This window comes from Paenibacillus sp. JNUCC-31, assembly GCF_014844075.1.
In the GTDB taxonomy this organism is placed as follows: Bacteria; Bacillota; Bacilli; order Paenibacillales; family Paenibacillaceae; genus Paenibacillus.
Genome location: NZ_CP062165.1, coordinates 6,605,373 through 6,624,013 on the forward strand (window position 1 = coordinate 6,605,373; position 18,641 = coordinate 6,624,013).

Sequence of the window (18,641 nt, forward strand, 5' to 3'; positions counted from 1 at the left end):
AGGCTTACGTCAACCTGGATTACAGGATGACGTAAGCCTTTTACTTGTACGCCTGGCATGGGCAATAACTAGGCGGTGAAAGTCTGCTTCTCAACCAAATGAGTAGCCTTCTGTCCAATTGCCAAGGTCAATTGTAATGTCTGCCGATTTGATACGCTTGTTCCAACAAACCTTCGATATGCGTTTTGGATTCGGATATGGTTTCATAGAGAAACTCGACTCGGGATTCCTGCATTCTTGCATAGCCTGCGATCCCGTTATTCAGATAATTCGAAATCATGTTGTAATAATCGTATTTATGGAATGATGCCTCTGTTCCTCCAGCTAGCGCAATCCAGAGTGCCTTTTTGGAGTTTGCCTTGTTCAGCAGCCCCATGTTCCATACCTTGTCCAGATAGGCTTTAAGCATGGAAGGAACGTTGTACCACCAGATCGGGAATACAAATACAATGGCATCCGCCGCGAGCACACGATCCAGCTCTTTGCGAATTACAGGGGCATGCTGCTTATCGGGGTTTTGCCAATCTCGCTCATCTTCTACGCTATATAACGGATCAAATCCATCACGATACAGATCGAGGATATCGATTTCGTGGTCATTCTCCTTTATACCTTCTATAAAACGATTCATCACGGCAAATGTTAGAGAATCCTGTCTTGGGTGAGTAACGACCAGTTTGATTTTCATGTATAAGTAACCATCCTTTTTTCCTTCAATTTTTGGTTTAGCGTGCTGACCAATGTTATTATAAGATTCATGACATCTTATTGAGAAGTACGCACCTTCGAGTGCTGTAGATACCTTGAGGTTCTTCGGTTACTTTTAATAATGGATATACATATATGTGATTTAAGGGGGATAACGAGTGGAACAGGAACTGAAAAGATATGAGAGCGGTGTGCAGGCGATGCTGGAACTGGTCGGTGGAAAATGGAGGATTCTTATTCTGCATCAACTGATATCAGGTAAAAAACGAACAAGTGAACTTCGCAGAGCCATTCCTGGCATTACTCAAAAGGTCCTTACCCAGCAGCTTCGTGATCTGGAAAAGAATGAAATCATCCATCGAATTATTCATCCCGAGATTCCGCCCAAGGTAGAGTATGAGCTGACCGAATATGGCTTGACACTGCAGGAAATCATCGACCGTATCTGTCTGTGGGGAGAGAATCATCTGGACAAAGTATATGGAGATAAAAGCAAAGTGCTGGAAGATCATTTTAGTGACTATATTCCGCTTTCGAATTCAACCTGAACTGATCGCCAAAATGAAAATAAAACAAAAGCCTCCCTCCATTTAAAATGTCCTTTACAAAGGGTACACTTTGATTGAAGAGGAGGTTATTTGTTTTTGTTCTGTCCTTTATCAGCGAAACTGATAAATGCCATAAAATCATCGAAATTGACCCTCAAGACCCCGTGTGTTAGGTTCTAATTAGTAGAAATTAATATGATCATTTTAGTAGGAATTAAAATTGACGCAATGCGCGAGGTGGCAAATGGTGGAACTTCAAGTGACAAACAGCCCTTTTAATCAGGAACAGATTGAATTGCTCAATCGCCTTATTCCTACATTGAACGATGGACAGAAAACATGGTTAAGCGGATATCTGACAGCCATTCAGGGGAATGCAGCTGTGACCGCACCCGCTGGTGGGATACAACAGCCTGTACAATCGGCAGGTGCGGCACCTGCAAATACACCGACGGTTTCTCGGGAAGTAACCGTACTTTTTGGGTCACAAACGGGAAATTCCAGTGGACTATCCAAGAAACTGGCGAAAAAGCTGGAAGAGCAGGGACTCCAGGTGACCCTGTCTGCAATGGGGGATTTCAAACCAAACGGACTGAAAAAAATAGAGAATCTTCTCATTATTGTCAGCACGCATGGAGAGGGCGAACCGCCGGATAATGCGATTCCGCTGCATGAATTCCTGCATAGCAAACGGGCTCCGAAGCTCGATGGACTGCGTTACTCTGTATTGGCTCTGGGAGATACTTCGTATGAGTTCTTCTGCCAGACAGGAAAGGATTTTGATACTCGCTTGCAAGAGCTTGGCGGAACAGCGCTTGTACCCCGTGTGGACTGTGATGTTGATTTTGATGAAGCGGCAGCAGAGTGGATGAATGATGTACTTGCTTCACTCAGCAGCACACCGGCATCTGCGGGGACGGTAACCAGTGAAGCCGTTGGAGCGGCAGGAAGTAGCGATGAATCCGAGTTCAACCGGACGAATCCTTTCAAGGCGGAAGTGCTGGAAAATCTGAACTTGAACGGCAGAGGGTCTGACCGGGAGACGCGTCATATTGAGTTGTCTCTGGAGGGCTCCAATCTGGACTATGAACCGGGCGACAGCCTGGGTGTATACCCTGAGAATCACCCACGACTTGTGGATGAGTTGATTGCAACCATGGAATGGAATGCAGATGAGCGCGTTACGGTTAATAAAAGCGGAGAGCAGGTATCTGTGCGTGAAGCACTGCTGCGTTATTTCGAAATTACCGCTGTTACGAAACCGGTTGTTGAACAGCTTGCAAAGCTGAGTCCGGATAGCGGACTACCTGCTCTGCTTGCAGATGGTTCGGAATTCCGCAAGGTCATGAACAGCTGTGATCTGCTGGATCTGGTACAGGATTACGGACTCAAAGGCATTTCGGCGGCTTCCTTCATAGCTGTGCTTCGTAAAATCCCGGCACGTCTATATTCGATCGCAAGCAGTTCGAAGTCTTTCCCGGATGAAGTTCATCTTACCGTTCGTACCGTACGTTATGAGTCGCATGGCAGAGAGCGCTACGGTGTATGCTCTGTTCATCTGGCTGAACGAACCGAAATCGGTGATACATTGCCTGTCTTTATTCAGCAAAATCCAAACTTCAAATTACCCGACAACCCGGATGTTCCAATCATTATGGTCGGTCCTGGTACAGGTGTAGCTCCGTTCAGATCCTTCCTTGGTGAGCGTGAAGAGACGGGTGCAGAAGGCAAGACGTGGCTGTTCTACGGTGATCAGCATTTCTCCACGGATTTCCTCTACCAGACCGAATGGCAGCGCTGGCTCAAAGACGGCGTTCTTACGAAGATGGATGTGGCTTTTTCCCGTGATGCGGAAGAGAAAGTATATGTGCAGCATCGGATGCTGGAACACAGCAAAGAGATGTATCGGTGGATTCAGGACGGTGCAGTTATATATATCTGTGGTGACGAGAAACGAATGGCACATGATGTTCATGCTGCACTCGCAACAATTCTTGAACAAGAGGGTGGCTTAACACCTGAACAGGCAGCGGAATATCTGACACGGTTGCAACAGGAAAAACGTTATCAGCGGGATGTGTACTAATTCCAGAACATGTGGCGGATAAGGTATCCCGTGGATACGAGAGGAGAAAGCAGCATGGCTTATAATAACTTACTTAACCCGCAGCGTGTGAACAGCGATGTGGAAGATATAAAGATCAAAAGTGACTACTTGCGCGGAAGTCTGACTGAAACACTGGCAGATCGAATCAGTGGAGCGATTCCGGAGGATGATAACCGCCTGATGAAACATCACGGAAGTTATATGCAAGACGACCGTGACTTGCGTAATGAGCGGAATAAATCCAAATTGGAGCCTGCCTACCAATTCATGTTGCGTGTGCGTGCTTCGGGAGGAATCGTTACACCCGAGCAGTGGCTGATGATGGATCGTGTTGCGCATAAATATGCGAATGAGACGATTCGTCTGACGACACGCCAGTCATTTCAACTGCATGGTGTCCTCAAATGGGACCTCAAAAATACCATTCGTGAAGTGAATGATTCGTTGCTCAGCACCCTTGCTGCGTGTGGCGACGTCAACCGGAACGTGATGTGCAACCCGAATCCGGATCAATCGGATATTCATGCCGAAGTATATGAATGGGCATGCCAGGTGAGCAATCATCTGGACCCACGTACCCGTGCTTATCATGAACTGTGGCTGGATGGGGAGAAAGTTATCGATTCTCAGGACAACGATGAAGAAGTAGAACCGATTTACGGCAAAGTGTATTTGCCGCGTAAGTTCAAAATTGGGATTGCCGTTCCACCATCCAATGATGTAGATGTGTTCTCTCAGGATCTCGGCTTTATCGCTATTGTAGAGAACGGCAAGCTGCAAGGCTTCAACGTTTCTGTCGGCGGTGGTATGGGGATGTCTCATGGTGATCCGAAGACTTATCCTCAGGTCTCCAAAGTCATTGGTTTCTGCACACCAGAGCAAATGATTGATGTCGCGGAGAAAACGGTAATGATTCAGCGTGATTATGGGGATCGTGCAGTTCGTAAGCATGCCCGTTTTAAATATACAATCGATGACCGCGGCTTGGCTTGGTTCGTGGAGGAACTAACCAGTCGTCTCGGTTGGAAGCTGGATGCGGCGCGCGAATTCCATTTTGATCATAATGGAGATCGTTACGGTTGGGTGAAAGGCAGCAACGGCAGATGGCACTACACATTGTTCATTCAAAATGGACGAGTGAAGGATGTGGACGGTTATCCACTCATGACGGGCTTGCGTGAAATTGCGAAAGTTCATACTGGAGATTTCCGCCTGACTGCCAACCAAAACCTGATTATTGGTAATGTAAGCAGCCAGAAGAAGAAAAAAATTGAGGCGCTGATTGAGCAATACAATCTGACGGATGGTGCTCATTACTCGGCACTCCGGAGAAGTTCCATGGCCTGTGTTGCTCTTCCGACCTGCGGCCTTGCGATGGCGGAGTCCGAACGATATCTGCCTTCTCTGATCGACAAGCTTGAGCCTGTTCTGGACGAAGCGGGACTGAGAGACGAAGAGATTGTTATTCGTATGACAGGTTGCCCGAACGGCTGTGCAAGACCGATGTTGGCCGAGATTTCGTTTATCGGTAAAGCTCCGGGCAAATACAATATGTATCTTGGGGGAAGTTTTACCGGGCATCGCCTGAACAAATTGTACAAAGAAAATATTGGCGAAAAAGAAATTTTGGATACATTGACTCCGATGGTGAATCAGTATGCCAAAGAGCGCAATGAGGGAGAGCATTTCGGGGATTTCGTTATTCGTGCAGGTTATGTGCCTGAAGTGCTGGACGGTCAGCAGTTTCATGCCTGATTAGTTTATGTTGTGCAAAGAAGCATTCCCTAGGGAGGTGCTTCTTTGGCGTTTATGGAACTAAACTTAAAATTTTGAACGTTAGGTCTACTTGTCTTTTACCATTTTTTCGTGAGTCTAAACTTGTTGAAGTACGCCCAACAAGATATAATGACAAAGTAGAAAGCAGATTATATGTTGAAAGTGAGCGGAAACGATATGGGTCGTAAGTGGAATAATATTAAAGAAAAAAAAGCTTCAAAAGATGCAAATACAAGCCGGGTCTATGCCAAATTCGGCGTTGAGATTTATGTAGCTGCCAAGAAGGGCGAACCGGACCCGGAGGCGAACCGCGCACTGAAAGTCGTGCTGGAACGTGCCAAAACGTATAACGTACCCAAAGCGATTATCGATCGCGCCATGGAAAAAGCAAAAGGCAGCGGGGACGAGAACTATGAAGAACTGCGTTATGAAGGTTTCGGGCCCAATGGTGCCATGGTTATCGTGGATGCCCTTACCAACAACGTGAATCGTACAGCACCGGAAGTGCGCTCCGCATTTAACAAAAACGCGGGTAACATGGGTGTGAGTGGTTCTGTTGCTTATATGTTTGATCCAACTGCGGTAATCGGGGTTGAAGGTAAAAATTCGGAAGAAGTACTTGAAATCCTGCTTGAAGCAGATGTGGATGTACGTGATATCGTGGATGAGGACGAGTCGGTTATCGTCTACGCCGAGCCAGATCAATTCCATGCGGTTCAAGAAGCATTTAAAGCTGCGGGTGTTACTGAGTTCACCGTAGCCGAGCTGACGATGCTGGCGCAAAACCATATTGAACTTCCAGAGGATGCACAAGCTCAGTTCGAGAAACTGATCGATGCCCTGGAAGACCTTGAAGATGTTCAGCAAGTGTACCATAACGTAGAGTTCGTTTAAGCGAATTGAACGATACATGGTCAATGGCCAAAAAGAGTGTCTAGCCAATCAACGGGATTGGACAGACACTCTTTTTTTATTGTTCTCCTAGGAGTCGGATTGCCATGCACCAGGAGATTTTTTCGATTTTGCCGATTTGCTGCCGCCAAACTTGAATAATACGATGCCGCCGACGATGACAAGAACCCCTAGAAGTTGGTTCCACGAAAATGGAATTTGCTCCAGTCCAAGCCACCCCATGGAATCAAAGAGCAGGGCGAAACTTAGCTGGGATGTGAGTACAATGGAGATGGCAAAGGTGGGGCCGAGCAGCTTCATGCCCTGAACGAGACAGAAGACCACCCCAACCCCAATCGCTCCGCTAAGCCAATACCAGGGCTGCATATGTTGGAAGCTGAACGTATTTTTGCCCTCCACCAGCAGAGAAATCAGAAACGAAGCAATAAATCCGGTGAAAAGCACCATCGTTGTCGTGGACCACGAGCCAGTACGTTCATTTACCTTACTATTAAAGATGGTCTGCAGACTGACCAGAGAACCTGCCAGTAACGCAAGCAAAATACCTGTAATGATCATAGATGTAGCTCTCCTTATTCATAGATGTTGTGCCCCGCCACTTCTGCCAGACCTGCCCGATCTTTGACCATTATAAATCCCTGATCCCGCATGATTAATCCCTCCTCACACAGTTTCTGAATCACCCGATTCAAATGCCGATAGCTCGTACCGATCAGATTCGCAATATCCGTCAGATTGAAGGCGTCCAGTTCTTCGTGGACAACTGTTCCTGCTTCTTCGGTAGAGATGGAGAGCAAATAGCTGGCTAATCGAACCTCGACCGGATACATCAGGTTAAAATTGGAGAAGTTCGAATCAATATAAAACTTGTGGGATATGATTTTGAGCAAAAATTTCAACAGAGGTGCATACTCGCTGGCATGTTCAGCCAGCCATTTATAATGAATGCGCAGCATCACGACAGGTGAGACGGCCTGTACGGTGTTGACGATGTTGCTTTCCCGAACGTACTCGATATCACCAACCACCTCTAACGGTGTCTTGAAGCAAAGCACAAGTGTTTTATCCTGAGATGAGGTCGTGAAGATTTTGATCTTCCCTTCAACCAGTACGTACAAATATTCGGATAATTCCCCTTCGCGGCAGATCAATTCACACTTCTCGAAGTGGCATAATGTCATATGTGGACGCAGGGGCTCGTGAAATACCGATTCGAGTTGATACTGCTTCAAATAGTGTAACAATTGATGCTCATCCTGGATTTCTTCCATAACGTATTTCACCCCCGACTTTATACTCAACCAGCTATAGTTTCATAATAATGACGCCCGTCACCATTAAGGCTATACCCAGAAATTGCGGTAGTTTCATTTTCTGCTTCACAACATCAAACCATCCGTTACTGTCGACCATAAAGGTCAGGAACAGCTGGGCAATCAACAGGGCGGAGATCGTAAACGTTACCCCGATTTGCTGGATTGCCGTAACTTCACTAAAAATGATAACTGCTCCAAATGCACCTCCCGCAAGGTACATGGGTTTCACTTGCTTTAATCCTTGTAGATTGATGTCACGTACAAACACTAGAATCAGAGCCGCCAGTATGAACCCGGTGAGCTGGGTAATCGTTGCGGCTTGCCAGGTGCCCATGTCCGTACTGATTCGGGTATTGGCAACCCCTTGCAGGGTGATACATGCACCGCCTAATAGTGCAAAAATAATTCCTCTCATGGTGGTACTCTCCTTGTCGCATCATTACTTCTTCGATTTCTATTAAATGATAAATTCACTCGAAAAGCCAAGGACAAATGTCCTCAGCTTGGAATTTACCGCATCTAAAGTACTCTGTATACAGGTTGCTCTCCTACAAAGTGAACAGGCAGTTCAGGAAAGTTCTTCGCCATTCTCTCTGCTAACATTTTCATACCGGAAGCCTCACTTTCGGCATGTCCCATCATAATAAGAGCCTTTTGTTTTCCTTGTTGCACAGCATCACGGATGTACTCCGGTGTTTCCCATTCAAATCCTTCACCTGCGATAATGAGATCCAGTCCTTCGTCTTGCAGCAGGGGAATGGTCAGATGACCGTTTCCTCGAAAACCGACCAGAATTGCTGCACGTGTGCAGATCATTGTTGGACTGCCGACCACCCGCACATATTCTATTCCAAGTTTATTTTTAATATGGTGGACAATATCTTCGACTGTTGTTCCTCCCGGAAGGGATAGAATGTCGGTTTCCGGTCTTCTTTGCTCTACATAAGATGACCATCCTAATGCATGAACCAATCCTTCCGTAATGCCATCCGGTTGATAGCGGTGAATGGCATCATGACAGCGATAGATGGCGATACCCGCTTCGTTGATCAGACTATTTTTCGTGTTATAGACAGGATCTTCGGCAAGCCAATCGGTATGGCTATGATGGTTATAGAAGGGAGGCTCATGAGCGATAATTAGATTAACTCCACGCTGTATCGCATGCTCAATTACATGTTGTGTAGGCATAAAAGTTACAAAGACGCCTGTGACCTTCTGACTGGGAGAGCCCGTAATCAATTGATCCACCGTGTTTTCAGGAAACTCAACTTCGGTAGTAAGGTGGTCTATAATGTGTTGAATGGTTATATTCATATGTAACATTCCTCCAATAACAGGATATGCCCAGTGTATCATGTTGATGGAAGAACAGCATTATGGATATGCCTTTTCTGATGATCAGATTCATATCGTTTTCTCGTACAAGAAAAAGTATACTTATATAGAACCTTTATACACATTAAATGGAGTAGCCACGACAACCCTAGACTTGGAAAGGTGATGATTATATGACAGCCAGTACCATTATGGAACGTCTGAAGAGTGAGACGGCTCATTATCACAGACAAGTGGAACAGAACGAATATGCCAGGGCTATTATGAATCAAACCATTAGCCTGGGAGCGTATAAGAAATATCTGGAGAAATTTTACGGGTTCCTGAAACCATTGGAAGATCAGGCGGTACAGCTACCATTCTGGGATAGCACGGGACTGGATATCGGGATTAGAGGTAAAGCGACTTTGCTTGAAAATGACCTGCGGAATCTTGGCGACAGTGAAGAGGAAATCAGTCAGGTTCCTTTATGTAAAGACCTTCCGGATATCTCGACACCTGCCAGATTGTTCGGTTATTTATATGTCATTGAAGGATCTACCAACGGAGGTCAGATCATGACCAAACGATTGTCACAGTTCCTGCCAATTGAAGCGGATCGGGGTTTGGAATATTTTAATGCCTATGGCACGGAAACGAGAACTAGATGGGCCGAGTTCACGGAGCTGCTCCGCCAGTCCATTTCCAGGGAAGGAGATCATGACATGATGGTGCATACGGCTTCGGAAACATTCCGTTTGCTTGATCAATGGATTTGTACAGATACATTATAAAATGAATTCGCAAAACGAAATTCTGAATGCCTTATTGAAGTGATATAGGATATAGTAATACCGTATAGAGGAGTGTGGGTTAAACTGGATATCAGTTTGAACCGCATCTCTTTTTTGTTGTTAAAGGGAAAGTCCTATTTTCGCCACCGCAGACACAAAACAAGTGCTATAATGAGGCATATGGATACACCTGTTCGTATTCTTTGGTGAAGGATGGTGAAATAGAGTTCGATGAAAGAGGATTCAAGACAACTGGAATTTATGGAGATAGATTTAAGTGAGGAGCCAGAGACAGCTGCTGTTCCCGTTCCTGATCGTTCAACGATTGTCCGTGTTGATCTCAATCCAACATTGTCAGGCGGCATATTGTCTTCGGAGAGACGATTTGTGGAGGAGGCGAGGCAGCTCGCAGAGGTGGAGGGGGAGGAAGCTCCATGGGTTCCTTTCATGAGTTATTGGCCGACCTATGGTGTTATGAATGCACCCCAACGCAAGTGGTATATGTATTGGAGGACCGAAGTGCGGCAAGGGCGATTCCCGGATACGGATCTCTCCTATCTGTTTGTTCACATTTATGAGCTGATTAACGGAATTGGTTGGCAGGAGCCCCAATCTGGTTATGATCAATTAAAAGAACTGTGGATCAACTACCGTGAACGCCTTCTGCAACTGGATGTGTATATGCAGGAGTGGATCATTGATTATGGACTGGTACACAAGCTGAATATGTCCATTTCCGAGATGGTGGACCTCACTAGCGGATATCTGCCCATGGAGGTTCTGGATATGGAGTTGCAACGGCTGCTGAACAATCATATATCGGACATCTCGCTGAAACTGCTACAACGATACTACGATTACGACATAACACTCAGCAAATTTTACAGGGATGGCGGCAAAGAAGTGCTGGAAAAGTACATTCCGCGAGTGATGTCTTTGGTCGATTCTTATCTTCTGCGCACACGCGAGGCGGGGATATTAGATCAGTTTGAACTACTGAATAAGGAACGGACCATGGAACGCATGCTGTTTTGCAAAGCTGTATATGACGACTCCATATATGGTAAATCGGTTCAGCTTACATACGTGCCGATTGGAGAGCATGCCGATTTTGTTCAGTTCGTAACCCGCATATTTCGATGTACCGAAAATAAATGTCGTGAACTGCTCGGTTTCAGAGGGCGACTTCGCGGAAAGACCCTTGAACCTGAGCTTGCAAATGTGATTGAACGTTACTTGGACAAAGCCTTTGCAGCCGAACACGTGCCAGCGGTAGAGCAACCGTTGATCCAAATTGATACAGAGAAACTTGCATCGTTGCAGCAGGAAAGCGAGTATGTACGGAGAGCGCTCATGATTGAGGAAGATCCGGTTTGCGAAGATGGGAATAGGGGAGCGACGTTGTTAATCCCGAATTCAGTTCACGAAACGGATGATGTAAAAGAAATACAACAAGATACGAAGGCGTGCACCCAGCAGGAGCCGTGCGTTGAAGTCCACATTAGCACTTCCGAAGGACAAGCGGGCACGGAGCCATTGACTCTGCAATGGGAGGCAGCCTCTTCTGCTGATCTGGATGAAGAATGGGCACATTTCTCAGGGATGCTCTCTCCTCAGCATGTACAGGCCATCCATGCCCTGCTTGGCGATAATCCGGATACGGAGCTAATGCGAGTTGCTGAGCGTTATGGCACGATGCCTGCACTTCTGCTGGATGAAATAAATGATGTGGCTATGGAAACGATTGGTGATCTGCTGGTAGAAGGGGATCGCCTGGTTTCGGAATATATGAATGTGTTTGAACAAGTGAAGAGGTGATAGGATAGTGACAGAATTCAAAATACCGAAGCGGCTGACTACTGCGCTGGTAAATTCGTTGACAGCGGGTGTTGTACCACGAATCGGACTGGAGCAGATCGCTGTTGGCCGGAAGGCTGAAGTCGACGCAATCTTGCGGGACATGGATAACATTGCAGAAGGGGGAGCGGCCTTTAAGCTGATTACAGGAAGATATGGCAGCGGCAAAAGCTTTCTTTTACAGATGATTCGCAACTATGCGATGGATCGGGAATTCGTTGTGGCGGATGCCGATTTGTCACCGGAGCGCAGACTCGTGGGAACCAAGGGTCAGGGGCTAGCAACATACCGTGAGCTGATGATTCGTCTGTCTACTCGTACACGTCCGGATGGCGGCGCGCTGGAACCGATTTTGCAGAAATGGATCGCCAGTCTTCAGCAACAAGTGATGCAGAGCCAAGGCTTGAGCCCGGATGATCCTGCACTTCCCGCTGAAGTGGAGAAGCAGATCTATGCCGTAACGAATGAAATGCAGAATCTGGTTCATGGTTTCGATTTTGCCAAGGTGCTGGCTTCGTACTGGAACGGGTATAAATTGGCGGATGATGACCGCAAACAGGCAGCGCTGCGATGGTTGAGAGGTGAATTCGCCACCAAGACGGAAGCGAAGAAAGAGCTGGCTGTCGGCGTCATCATTGACGATGATAACTGGTATGACTACTTCAAATTATGGTCCGAATTTACGGCACGGATCGGTTATAAGGGACTGCTGCTGTTTATCGATGAAGCAGTGAATCTATATAAAATTACAAACAGCATTTCTCGGCAAAGCAACTACGAGAAGCTGCTCACCATGTTCAATGATACGATGCAGGGAAAAGCAGAACACCTTGGCATTTTTGTAGGTGGCACACCGCAATTTGTGGAAGATGAGAGACGAGGGTTGTTCAGTTACGAAGCACTCCGCTCCAGACTCATTGATGGCCGCTATGCAGCAAGAGCATATGCGAATTATACCGGACCGATCCTGAAACTTTCGATGTTGTCCCATGAAGAGATTCTGATTCTCTTGCAGAAGCTGCGCCAGATTCATGCCATGCATTTTGGATACAGTGCAACTCTGACAGATGAAGATTTAGTTGATTTTATGCAAACCGCGGTAAACCGACTCGGTGCGGATGAGTTACTGACCACACGGGAAGTGGTACGGGATTTCATGGATGTGCTCCATACGCTCCACCAGAATCCCGAAGTGACCTATGCCCAATTGCTTGGTGAACGGGCATTGAAACCGCAGGAAACAGGAAAAGCAACTGATTCTTCATCCTCTTCCGATGATCTGGACGATTTTCTGGCGGAGTTCGACTTATGAGTGAGAATCCTTTCTATCGGCTTGCACCTTTTGTCCAGGAATTTATTTATAAAAAAAGGTGGGAGTCTCTCCGGCCCGCCCAGATTGAGGCCTGTAATATTTGCTTTCATACTCCGCATCATATGCTGATTGCCGCAGGAACTGCTTCCGGCAAAACGGAGGCGGCTTTTTTTCCTGCACTGACCGAGCTGTACGAACGACCCTCCAAATCTGTAGGCATTCTGTACATTGGGCCGCTTAAGGCATTGATTAATGACCAATTCGAGCGACTAAAGGATTTGTTGTCAGAGGGGAACATTCCAGTATGGCACTGGCATGGGGATGTGCCCCAGGCAGAGAAAACCCGTCTCATGCGACATCCATCCGGTGTGCTTCAGATTACGCCTGAATCGCTGGAAGGTCTGTTAATGAATCGCCCCAATGCAATTCCGGCTCTGTTTCATGATCTGCGATATGTCATTATTGACGAAGTACATGCATTCATGGGGGCAGATCGTGGCATTCAGGTGTTAAGTGAGCTCGCGCGAATGGAGCGTATGGCTGGATGTAAACCGCGAAGAGTGGGGTTATCTGCGACACTGAGTGATTATGATACAGCTACAGCCTGGCTCGCTGCCGGAACTCACCAGGGGGTGGATGTGGTTTCTTCCCCTGGTGGTCGCAAGCTGCGTCTGCGGGTGGAGCATTTTTCGTTTCCGGATGCACGGGATGAAGAACAGGCCGAACATCTGCATAACGCACGTAAAGTTTATTACGACTTCATTTATGAGAGTACCTATCGCAAGAAAGCTTTGATTTTTACAAACAGCCGGACGGATGCCGAAGTCACCATCCTGGAGATGCGCCGTGTCGCTGCACGCAGACAGGAGCGAGATGTCTTTCATGTGCATCATGGCAGTATCTCCGCCATGCTGCGAGAAGAGACGGAAGCCGCTTTGCGGACGGGATCAGGTCCAGCCGTAGCTGCGGCTACCGTAACGTTGGAACTCGGTATCGACCTGGGTGAATTGGAGCGGGTTGTGCAGCTTGGAGCCCCTTATAGTGCATCGAGCTTTGTGCAGCGTCTTGGACGATCAGGCAGGCGTGAGGATATGGCTTCCGAGATGCTATTTGTATGTCCGGAGGAAGAGGATGAAGAGGCTCAGCTCCCTGCGCGCATGCCCTGGACACTACTGCGTGCCATTGCTGTTATTGAATTGTATCTAAAGACCAAGTGGGTTGAGCCGCTGGAAGCCCGCCAAATGCCAATGGGTGTACTCTATCATCAAACCATGAGCATGCTGAAAAGCATGGGGGAAGCTGAACCGAAGGAACTGGCGGAAGCCATTCTATCGCTGGCACCCTTTGCCCAGATTCGATCAGATCAATATGAGGTCTTCCTGAACTATCTGATTGAGACAGATCATCTGCAATGGACCGAGGATCGGACATTAATTATTGGGCTTACGGGTGAGAAAACCGTTAATAACTATCGCTTTTACGCAGTGTTCAAAGATGATGAAGAGCATAAAGTGCTGAACGGTTCCGAAGAGATTGGATCGATTACAACCGTGCCGCCACCTGGCTACTGTTTCTCCCTTGCCGGAAAACTGTGGAAAGTGGAAGAGGTGGACCATAAGCACAAATCGGTGTACGTAAAGTCTGCCAAAGGCAAAGTCGACACGTTATGGCTCGGTGCTGGTGGTGATATCCACACAGCCGTTGTACAGAAAATGCGTGAAGTACTGTCAGACACGGTGATATATCCTTATCTGTCTCCGCAAGCGGTGAATCGTCTGGAGCGTGCTCGACGTCTTGCACGGGAGAGCGGCCTGCTGAAGCAGGTCGTCATTCCTGCGGGTGGAGATTCCTTATACGTGCTGCCATGGGTGGGAAGCAAGTCTTTCCGAACACTGGAGCGACTAATGAAGCATAATTTATCTGACAAGCTGGCCTTGCGTTCTGTGGTGCCCATGGAGCCCTATTATTTTGTGGTGTCTGGCAAAGTGGATGGCCGCACACTTTTGGCCGAAATCATGAGTGAGTGTCGGACGGTCGAAGACGCATCTGCGTTACTTGCTGAAGATGAAGCACCGTATCTTGGCAAATATGATGAATTCATAGCCCCGGTCCTGATTCGTGAAGCTTTTGCAGTGGATGGATTGGATCTACATGGTCTTAGAGAAGGATTACAACAAACGTTGGCCTGGGAGTCTACAGCGACGAAATAACGTAATAACGCTTGTCAGATGCCTTGAATTTGAATTGAAAAAATTTAAATGATGAATCAGGGTTGACACCACCTCACCTGCCATGTAATATATGAAAAGTCGTCACACACGAATCATGAACAAATGCATATTTCATTTCGTATAACCTCGCAGGCCGAAAGTGTACACAGGGCGAGGGTCTCTACGGGAAGCCTATACTTCCTAACTACGATGCCAGGGAATCATTGTATTCCTTGCTCGTAGTTAGGATTTTTTGCATTTGGATGGTGTCTGTGACCTTGGCATGGATCAAACATGCGGACGCATTTTTCGATCATCAGGAGGTTTATTTACAATGAAATATTATCTGTCTGTTCTCGCAGGAGCGATGAGCTATGGCATCTTATCCACAATTGTGGTTCTGGCTTACGGCGAAGGGTACAAACTTGGAGAGGTTGTGGGCACACAGCTGATCACGGGCTTCATCCTGTCCTGGATGCTGGCATTATACACGAAGTTTAGAATGAAACGGAATTCACAGGCAGATGGAAAACCATCAGCAGCTGTGGCAAAAGCATTCCAGAAATTAACATGGAAGCAGCGTTTGATGTTGATGGCTGCAGGGACGCCGACCGTGATTACCGGTCTCGTCTATTACCAGTCTTTGCGGTACATTCCCGCGTCGCTGGCCATTATTCTTTTGTTCCAGTTTACGTGGATTAGTGTATTGATTCAGGCCGTTAGCAAACGTCAGCGTCCTGACAAAGTAACCTTCCTGACATTGATTATTCTGTTTGGCGGTACTTTGCTGGCAGCAGGTTTCCTAGAACAGGGGCTTGGCGAGTTTAATGGTCTGGGCATTGCACTTGGACTGATGGCTGCTGTAAGTTACTCGCTGTTTGTACTGTTTAGCGGCAAAGCGGTTCCAACCGCACATCCGGCATTTCGCAGTGCTTGGATGGTTACAGGAGGTCTGGTCCTGCTATGCATCCTGTTCCCGCCGACGTTCTTGTTTAACGGCTTAATCTGGAGCCAGCTGCTTGTGTTCGGATTACTGCTCGGATTCTTCGGAGCATTTATCCCGCCGGTTTTGTTCGCTGTAGGTGTCCCTCATATTGGAGGCGACATGGCCGGAATTCTTGGTGCAGTTGAACTTCCGATTGCGGTGTTGCTCTCGTCCATTGTGCTTCACGAGCATGTCAGTGCATTGCAGTGGATCGGGGTTATCGTGGTGCTGATTGGTGTAGCGCTGCCAGAGATCTACAAGTTGCGGATGAGAAGAAGCCGAAATACACCTCTATATTCCTGAGTGGGGAAAAAGATTGAGTTGTAAAGATAATAGCTACAGCTGAAAGAGTAAGAGCCTGAATGATCAGGCTCTTTTTTTACGAACACATTTGACTTGATTGCTTCATGTTTCATGCCGTTATGGCCCATACGAGTCATTTTCATTTTTAACCGAATGGGGTATGCTGAAAAAGAGTTGCAATAGAATGGAAACATAGAAAGAGGAGCGTTGAGATGAAAAGCTGGATTAACAAAACCTGGCCTTGGCTAACGCTGGGTCTTACTGTAGTCGTGCTGCTGGGATCTTTTATGGTTTATTTTATGGGCAAGGACATGTCCCCAGGCTCGGGAAGTACCGTAACGGCCAAAGCCGAGACGGCGGAGGACTTGAAAGGATATGAAGTTATTGATGTTAACGTAAGCAATGACGGTTTTGAACCAGACGTAATTGAGGTCAAATCCGGAGTACCCACCAAAATAAATTTTATTCTTACCCGGCAGGTCACACACGTCAAATCTGTTGGATCAAGTAAACTTGGCATGGACCTGTATATGCAAAAGGGAGATAATTACTACACGATAGACAAAAATCTGCAGCCTGGGGAATATGAAATTCACTGCGGGATGTACATGATTTACGGAACGGTGAAGGTTATATAAAATGAGAGGGGCAGAGACTCGGCAATCGAATCTTTGCTCCTCTTTTCTAGGCATGATATATTGAAAGTGATTTATTCCATCTGGAGGTGGTCAAAAATGAAAGCGCTATTTATTGGAGGAACAGGTACCATCAGTACAGCAATTACCAACCAGCTTGCCAAAGAAGGCTGCGAACTTTATCTGATCAACCGGGGCAATCGAAACGATGATTTGCCTTCGGAAGTGAAGATACTTCAAGCCGATATCAACGATGAGGCACGGGTTGCAGAGCTGATTGCCGACCTGGAGTTCGATGTTGTCGCAGACTTTATTGCGTTTGTACCTTCGCAGTTGGAGAGAGATTACCGTTTGTTCAAGGGCAAAACGAAGCAGTTTATATTTATCAGTTCGGCATCAGCCTACCAGACGCCACTTTCGGACTATCGAATCACGGAAGGTACGCCATTATCCAATCCATATTGGGAATATTCACGCAACAAAATTGCCTGTGAAGACTATCTGATGAAGCAGTATCGTGAAGAAGGATTTCCGGTGACCATCGTGCGTCCTAGCCATACCTATAATGAACGTTCTGTACCTCTCGGTGTGCACGGAGCAGAAGGCAGCTGGCAGGTGATCAAGCGCATACGTGAAAATAAACCGGTAATCATTCATGGTGACGGTACATCGCTCTGGACCATAACGCATAACCGCGATTTTGCCAAAGGATTCATTGGCCTTATGGGCAACATTCACGCCATTGGAGAATCGGTACATATTACCTCGGATGAGTCGGTCACCTGGAATCAGATCTATGAGATTATTGCAGGTGTGCTTGGTGTCAAACTTCATGCCGTTCACGTATCTTCCGAGTTCCTGGCGGCGTGCAGTGATCAGGATCTTCGAGGCGGTTTGCTGGGAGACAAGGCGAACACGGTTGTATTTGATAACGGTAAATTAAAAAGGCTTGTTCCGGAATTTGTGGCAACGACAAGAGCCGATCAAGGAATCCGGAGTACCATAGAATATATCCTGGCTCATCCTGAATTACAGACCGAAGATCCGGAATTCGATACATGGTGTGACAGGGTGGTCGGAGCATTGGACGAGGCGTTGTTAAAGATTAGAGATGAGAAGTGAGGCGAGCATATGTCCCAAACCGGGCATCGACTGGTAAAAGAAATTACCAAAACTGTCACATTGGATTATTTGCTGCACATTCCTGAGACGGAGGAACCACTTGCTGTGGATCAGAAGTGGCCTGTCATATTGTTTCTTCATGGTGCTGGGGAACGAGGCGATGATCTGGAAAAGCTTAAAGCAAATGGGGTTCCGCTTATTGCCGATCAGGACAAGAGCTTTCCGTTTATCGTCATTTCCCCGCAATGTCCTGTGGACGAATTTTGGGGTATGCATCGTGAAGCTGTCATGGCTCTTCTGGAACATGTGTTGGAAAACGAAGCAGCTGACCCAAAACGGGTATATATCACAGGTCTGAGTATGGGCGGTTATGGTGCTTGGGATCTGCCTTTGTTTTACCCCAATACATTTGCAGCATTGGCTCCTGTATGTGGGGGAGCAGACCCTTCCAAAGCGGAAGAACTGCGTAATATACCGATTTGGGCGTTTCACGGGGCGAAGGATGACGTCGTTTATGTTTCTGAATCCGAGAAGATTGTTCATGCGCTGGAAGCGTTGAACGCGGATGTGAAGCTGACCATATACCCGGAAGGCGATCATGATGCTTGGACGGAAACGTATGCTAACCCGGAATTGTACAAGTGGTTTCTCAGCCATAGTTTATAGATGGTCACCTACAGAATGAAGAGTATCACTTTATATAAGGTATTTACATTCCTTATTTGAATCGTTATAATCA

17 protein-coding genes are annotated in these 18,641 nt (G+C 46.9%); 12 read left to right on the forward strand and 5 right to left on the reverse strand.

Annotated features, from left to right (window positions below; all coding sequences use genetic code 11):
- Window positions 1–127: 127 nt before the first annotated feature.
- Window positions 128–688, reverse strand: coding sequence for an NAD(P)H oxidoreductase (locus JNUCC31_RS29150; RefSeq protein WP_192266812.1), 561 nt, complete (start codon window positions 686–688; stop codon window positions 128–130).
- Window positions 689–866: 178 nt separating this feature from the next.
- Between JNUCC31_RS29150 and JNUCC31_RS29155 the strand changes: the two genes are divergently transcribed.
- From JNUCC31_RS29155 to JNUCC31_RS29170, 4 genes are all read left to right on the forward strand, one after another.
- On the forward strand, window positions 867–1,256 hold the full coding sequence (locus JNUCC31_RS29155) for a winged helix-turn-helix transcriptional regulator (protein ID WP_192266813.1): 390 nt from the start codon (window positions 867–869) through the stop codon (window positions 1,254–1,256).
- A gap of 247 nt (window positions 1,257–1,503) precedes the next feature.
- Window positions 1,504–3,342 (forward strand): assimilatory sulfite reductase (NADPH) flavoprotein subunit, encoded by a 1,839-nt coding sequence (locus JNUCC31_RS29160; protein ID WP_192273414.1) that lies wholly within the window; start codon window positions 1,504–1,506, stop codon window positions 3,340–3,342.
- Window positions 3,343–3,396: 54 nt separating this feature from the next.
- Window positions 3,397–5,118, forward strand: coding sequence for an assimilatory sulfite reductase (NADPH) hemoprotein subunit (cysI, locus tag JNUCC31_RS29165; RefSeq protein ID WP_192266814.1), 1,722 nt, complete (start codon window positions 3,397–3,399; stop codon window positions 5,116–5,118).
- Window positions 5,119–5,316: 198 nt separating this feature from the next.
- Complete coding sequence (locus JNUCC31_RS29170) at window positions 5,317–6,033, forward strand: YebC/PmpR family DNA-binding transcriptional regulator (protein WP_192273416.1); 717 nt, start codon at window positions 5,317–5,319, stop codon at window positions 6,031–6,033.
- Window positions 6,034–6,120: 87 nt separating this feature from the next.
- On the opposite strand, the gene JNUCC31_RS29175 is transcribed toward JNUCC31_RS29170, so the two are convergent.
- From JNUCC31_RS29175 to JNUCC31_RS29190, 4 genes are all read right to left on the reverse strand, one after another.
- Entirely contained in the window at window positions 6,121–6,606 is a 486-nt protein-coding gene (locus JNUCC31_RS29175; RefSeq protein ID WP_192273418.1) for a DMT family transporter, read from the reverse strand.
- 17 nt (window positions 6,607–6,623) lie between these two features.
- The gene (locus JNUCC31_RS29180; protein WP_192266815.1) at window positions 6,624–7,322 is read right to left on the reverse strand and encodes a Crp/Fnr family transcriptional regulator; all 699 of its coding nucleotides are present in this window, start codon (window positions 7,320–7,322) and stop codon (window positions 6,624–6,626) included.
- 34 nt (window positions 7,323–7,356) lie between these two features.
- The gene (locus JNUCC31_RS29185; RefSeq protein WP_192266816.1) at window positions 7,357–7,782 is read right to left on the reverse strand and encodes a DMT family transporter; all 426 of its coding nucleotides are present in this window, start codon (window positions 7,780–7,782) and stop codon (window positions 7,357–7,359) included.
- A gap of 104 nt (window positions 7,783–7,886) precedes the next feature.
- Window positions 7,887–8,684, reverse strand: a complete 798-nt coding sequence (locus tag JNUCC31_RS29190) for a Nif3-like dinuclear metal center hexameric protein (RefSeq protein ID WP_192266817.1) — start codon at window positions 8,682–8,684, stop codon at window positions 7,887–7,889.
- 194 nt (window positions 8,685–8,878) lie between these two features.
- On the opposite strand from JNUCC31_RS29190, the gene JNUCC31_RS29195 reads away from it, so the two are divergent.
- The 8 genes from JNUCC31_RS29195 (at window position 8,879) to JNUCC31_RS29230 (ending at window position 18,568) form a co-directional block, all read left to right on the forward strand.
- Window positions 8,879–9,478, forward strand: coding sequence for a biliverdin-producing heme oxygenase (locus JNUCC31_RS29195; protein ID WP_192266818.1), 600 nt, complete (start codon window positions 8,879–8,881; stop codon window positions 9,476–9,478).
- 261 nt (window positions 9,479–9,739) lie between these two features.
- Entirely contained in the window at window positions 9,740–11,296 is a 1,557-nt protein-coding gene (locus JNUCC31_RS29200; protein ID WP_228469298.1) for a TerB N-terminal domain-containing protein, read from the forward strand.
- 7 nt (window positions 11,297–11,303) lie between these two features.
- Window positions 11,304–12,647 carry an ATP-binding protein gene (locus JNUCC31_RS29205; RefSeq protein WP_192266820.1) on the forward strand — a complete coding sequence of 448 codons (1,344 nt, stop codon included), beginning with the start codon at window positions 11,304–11,306 and terminating at the stop codon, window positions 12,645–12,647.
- Window positions 12,644–14,857: a DEAD/DEAH box helicase gene (locus JNUCC31_RS29210; protein ID WP_192266821.1), complete on the forward strand. Its 2,214-nt coding sequence runs from the start codon at window positions 12,644–12,646 to the stop codon at window positions 14,855–14,857. The genes JNUCC31_RS29205 and JNUCC31_RS29210 overlap by 4 nt, the downstream gene beginning before the upstream one ends.
- Window positions 14,858–15,191: 334 nt before the next feature.
- Window positions 15,192–16,145: an EamA family transporter gene (locus JNUCC31_RS29215; RefSeq protein ID WP_192266822.1), complete on the forward strand. Its 954-nt coding sequence runs from the start codon at window positions 15,192–15,194 to the stop codon at window positions 16,143–16,145.
- Window positions 16,146–16,357: 212 nt separating this feature from the next.
- Window positions 16,358–16,783 carry a cupredoxin domain-containing protein gene (locus tag JNUCC31_RS29220; protein WP_192266823.1) on the forward strand — a complete coding sequence of 142 codons (426 nt, stop codon included), beginning with the start codon at window positions 16,358–16,360 and terminating at the stop codon, window positions 16,781–16,783.
- A 96-nt stretch (window positions 16,784–16,879) separates the two neighbouring features.
- Window positions 16,880–17,902, forward strand: a complete 1,023-nt coding sequence (locus tag JNUCC31_RS29225) for an SDR family oxidoreductase (RefSeq protein ID WP_192266824.1) — start codon at window positions 16,880–16,882, stop codon at window positions 17,900–17,902.
- A 9-nt stretch (window positions 17,903–17,911) separates the two neighbouring features.
- A complete protein-coding gene (locus JNUCC31_RS29230) occupies window positions 17,912–18,568 on the forward strand; it encodes a carboxylesterase family protein (RefSeq protein ID WP_192266825.1) in 657 nt (218 codons plus the stop codon).
- Window positions 18,569–18,641 lie beyond the last annotated feature (73 nt).

Excerpts from the sequence above, each read along its gene's own strand:
- JNUCC31_RS29170 (WP_192273416.1), top strand. The coding sequence starts at position 5,317 with ATGGGTCGTAAGTGGAATAATATTAAAGAAAAAAAAGCTTCAAAAGAT.
- JNUCC31_RS29210 (WP_192266821.1), top strand. The coding sequence starts at position 12,644 with ATGAGTGAGAATCCTTTCTATCGGCTTGCACCTTTTGTCCAGGAATTT.
- JNUCC31_RS29185 (WP_192266816.1), bottom strand. The coding sequence starts at position 7,782 with ATGAGAGGAATTATTTTTGCACTATTAGGCGGTGCATGTATCACCCTG.
- JNUCC31_RS29150 (WP_192266812.1), bottom strand. The coding sequence starts at position 688 with ATGAAAATCAAACTGGTCGTTACTCACCCAAGACAGGATTCTCTAACA.
- JNUCC31_RS29215 (WP_192266822.1), top strand. The coding sequence starts at position 15,192 with ATGAAATATTATCTGTCTGTTCTCGCAGGAGCGATGAGCTATGGCATC.
- JNUCC31_RS29195 (WP_192266818.1), top strand. The coding sequence starts at position 8,879 with ATGACAGCCAGTACCATTATGGAACGTCTGAAGAGTGAGACGGCTCAT.
- JNUCC31_RS29180 (WP_192266815.1), bottom strand. The coding sequence starts at position 7,322 with ATGGAAGAAATCCAGGATGAGCATCAATTGTTACACTATTTGAAGCAG.
- JNUCC31_RS29200 (WP_228469298.1), top strand. The coding sequence starts at position 9,740 with ATGGAGATAGATTTAAGTGAGGAGCCAGAGACAGCTGCTGTTCCCGTT.
- JNUCC31_RS29230 (WP_192266825.1), top strand. The coding sequence starts at position 17,912 with ATGTCCCAAACCGGGCATCGACTGGTAAAAGAAATTACCAAAACTGTC.
- JNUCC31_RS29225 (WP_192266824.1), top strand. The coding sequence starts at position 16,880 with ATGAAAGCGCTATTTATTGGAGGAACAGGTACCATCAGTACAGCAATT.
- JNUCC31_RS29190 (WP_192266817.1), bottom strand. The coding sequence starts at position 8,684 with ATGAATATAACCATTCAACACATTATAGACCACCTTACTACCGAAGTT.
- JNUCC31_RS29220 (WP_192266823.1), top strand. The coding sequence starts at position 16,358 with ATGAAAAGCTGGATTAACAAAACCTGGCCTTGGCTAACGCTGGGTCTT.
- cysI (WP_192266814.1), top strand. The coding sequence starts at position 3,397 with ATGGCTTATAATAACTTACTTAACCCGCAGCGTGTGAACAGCGATGTG.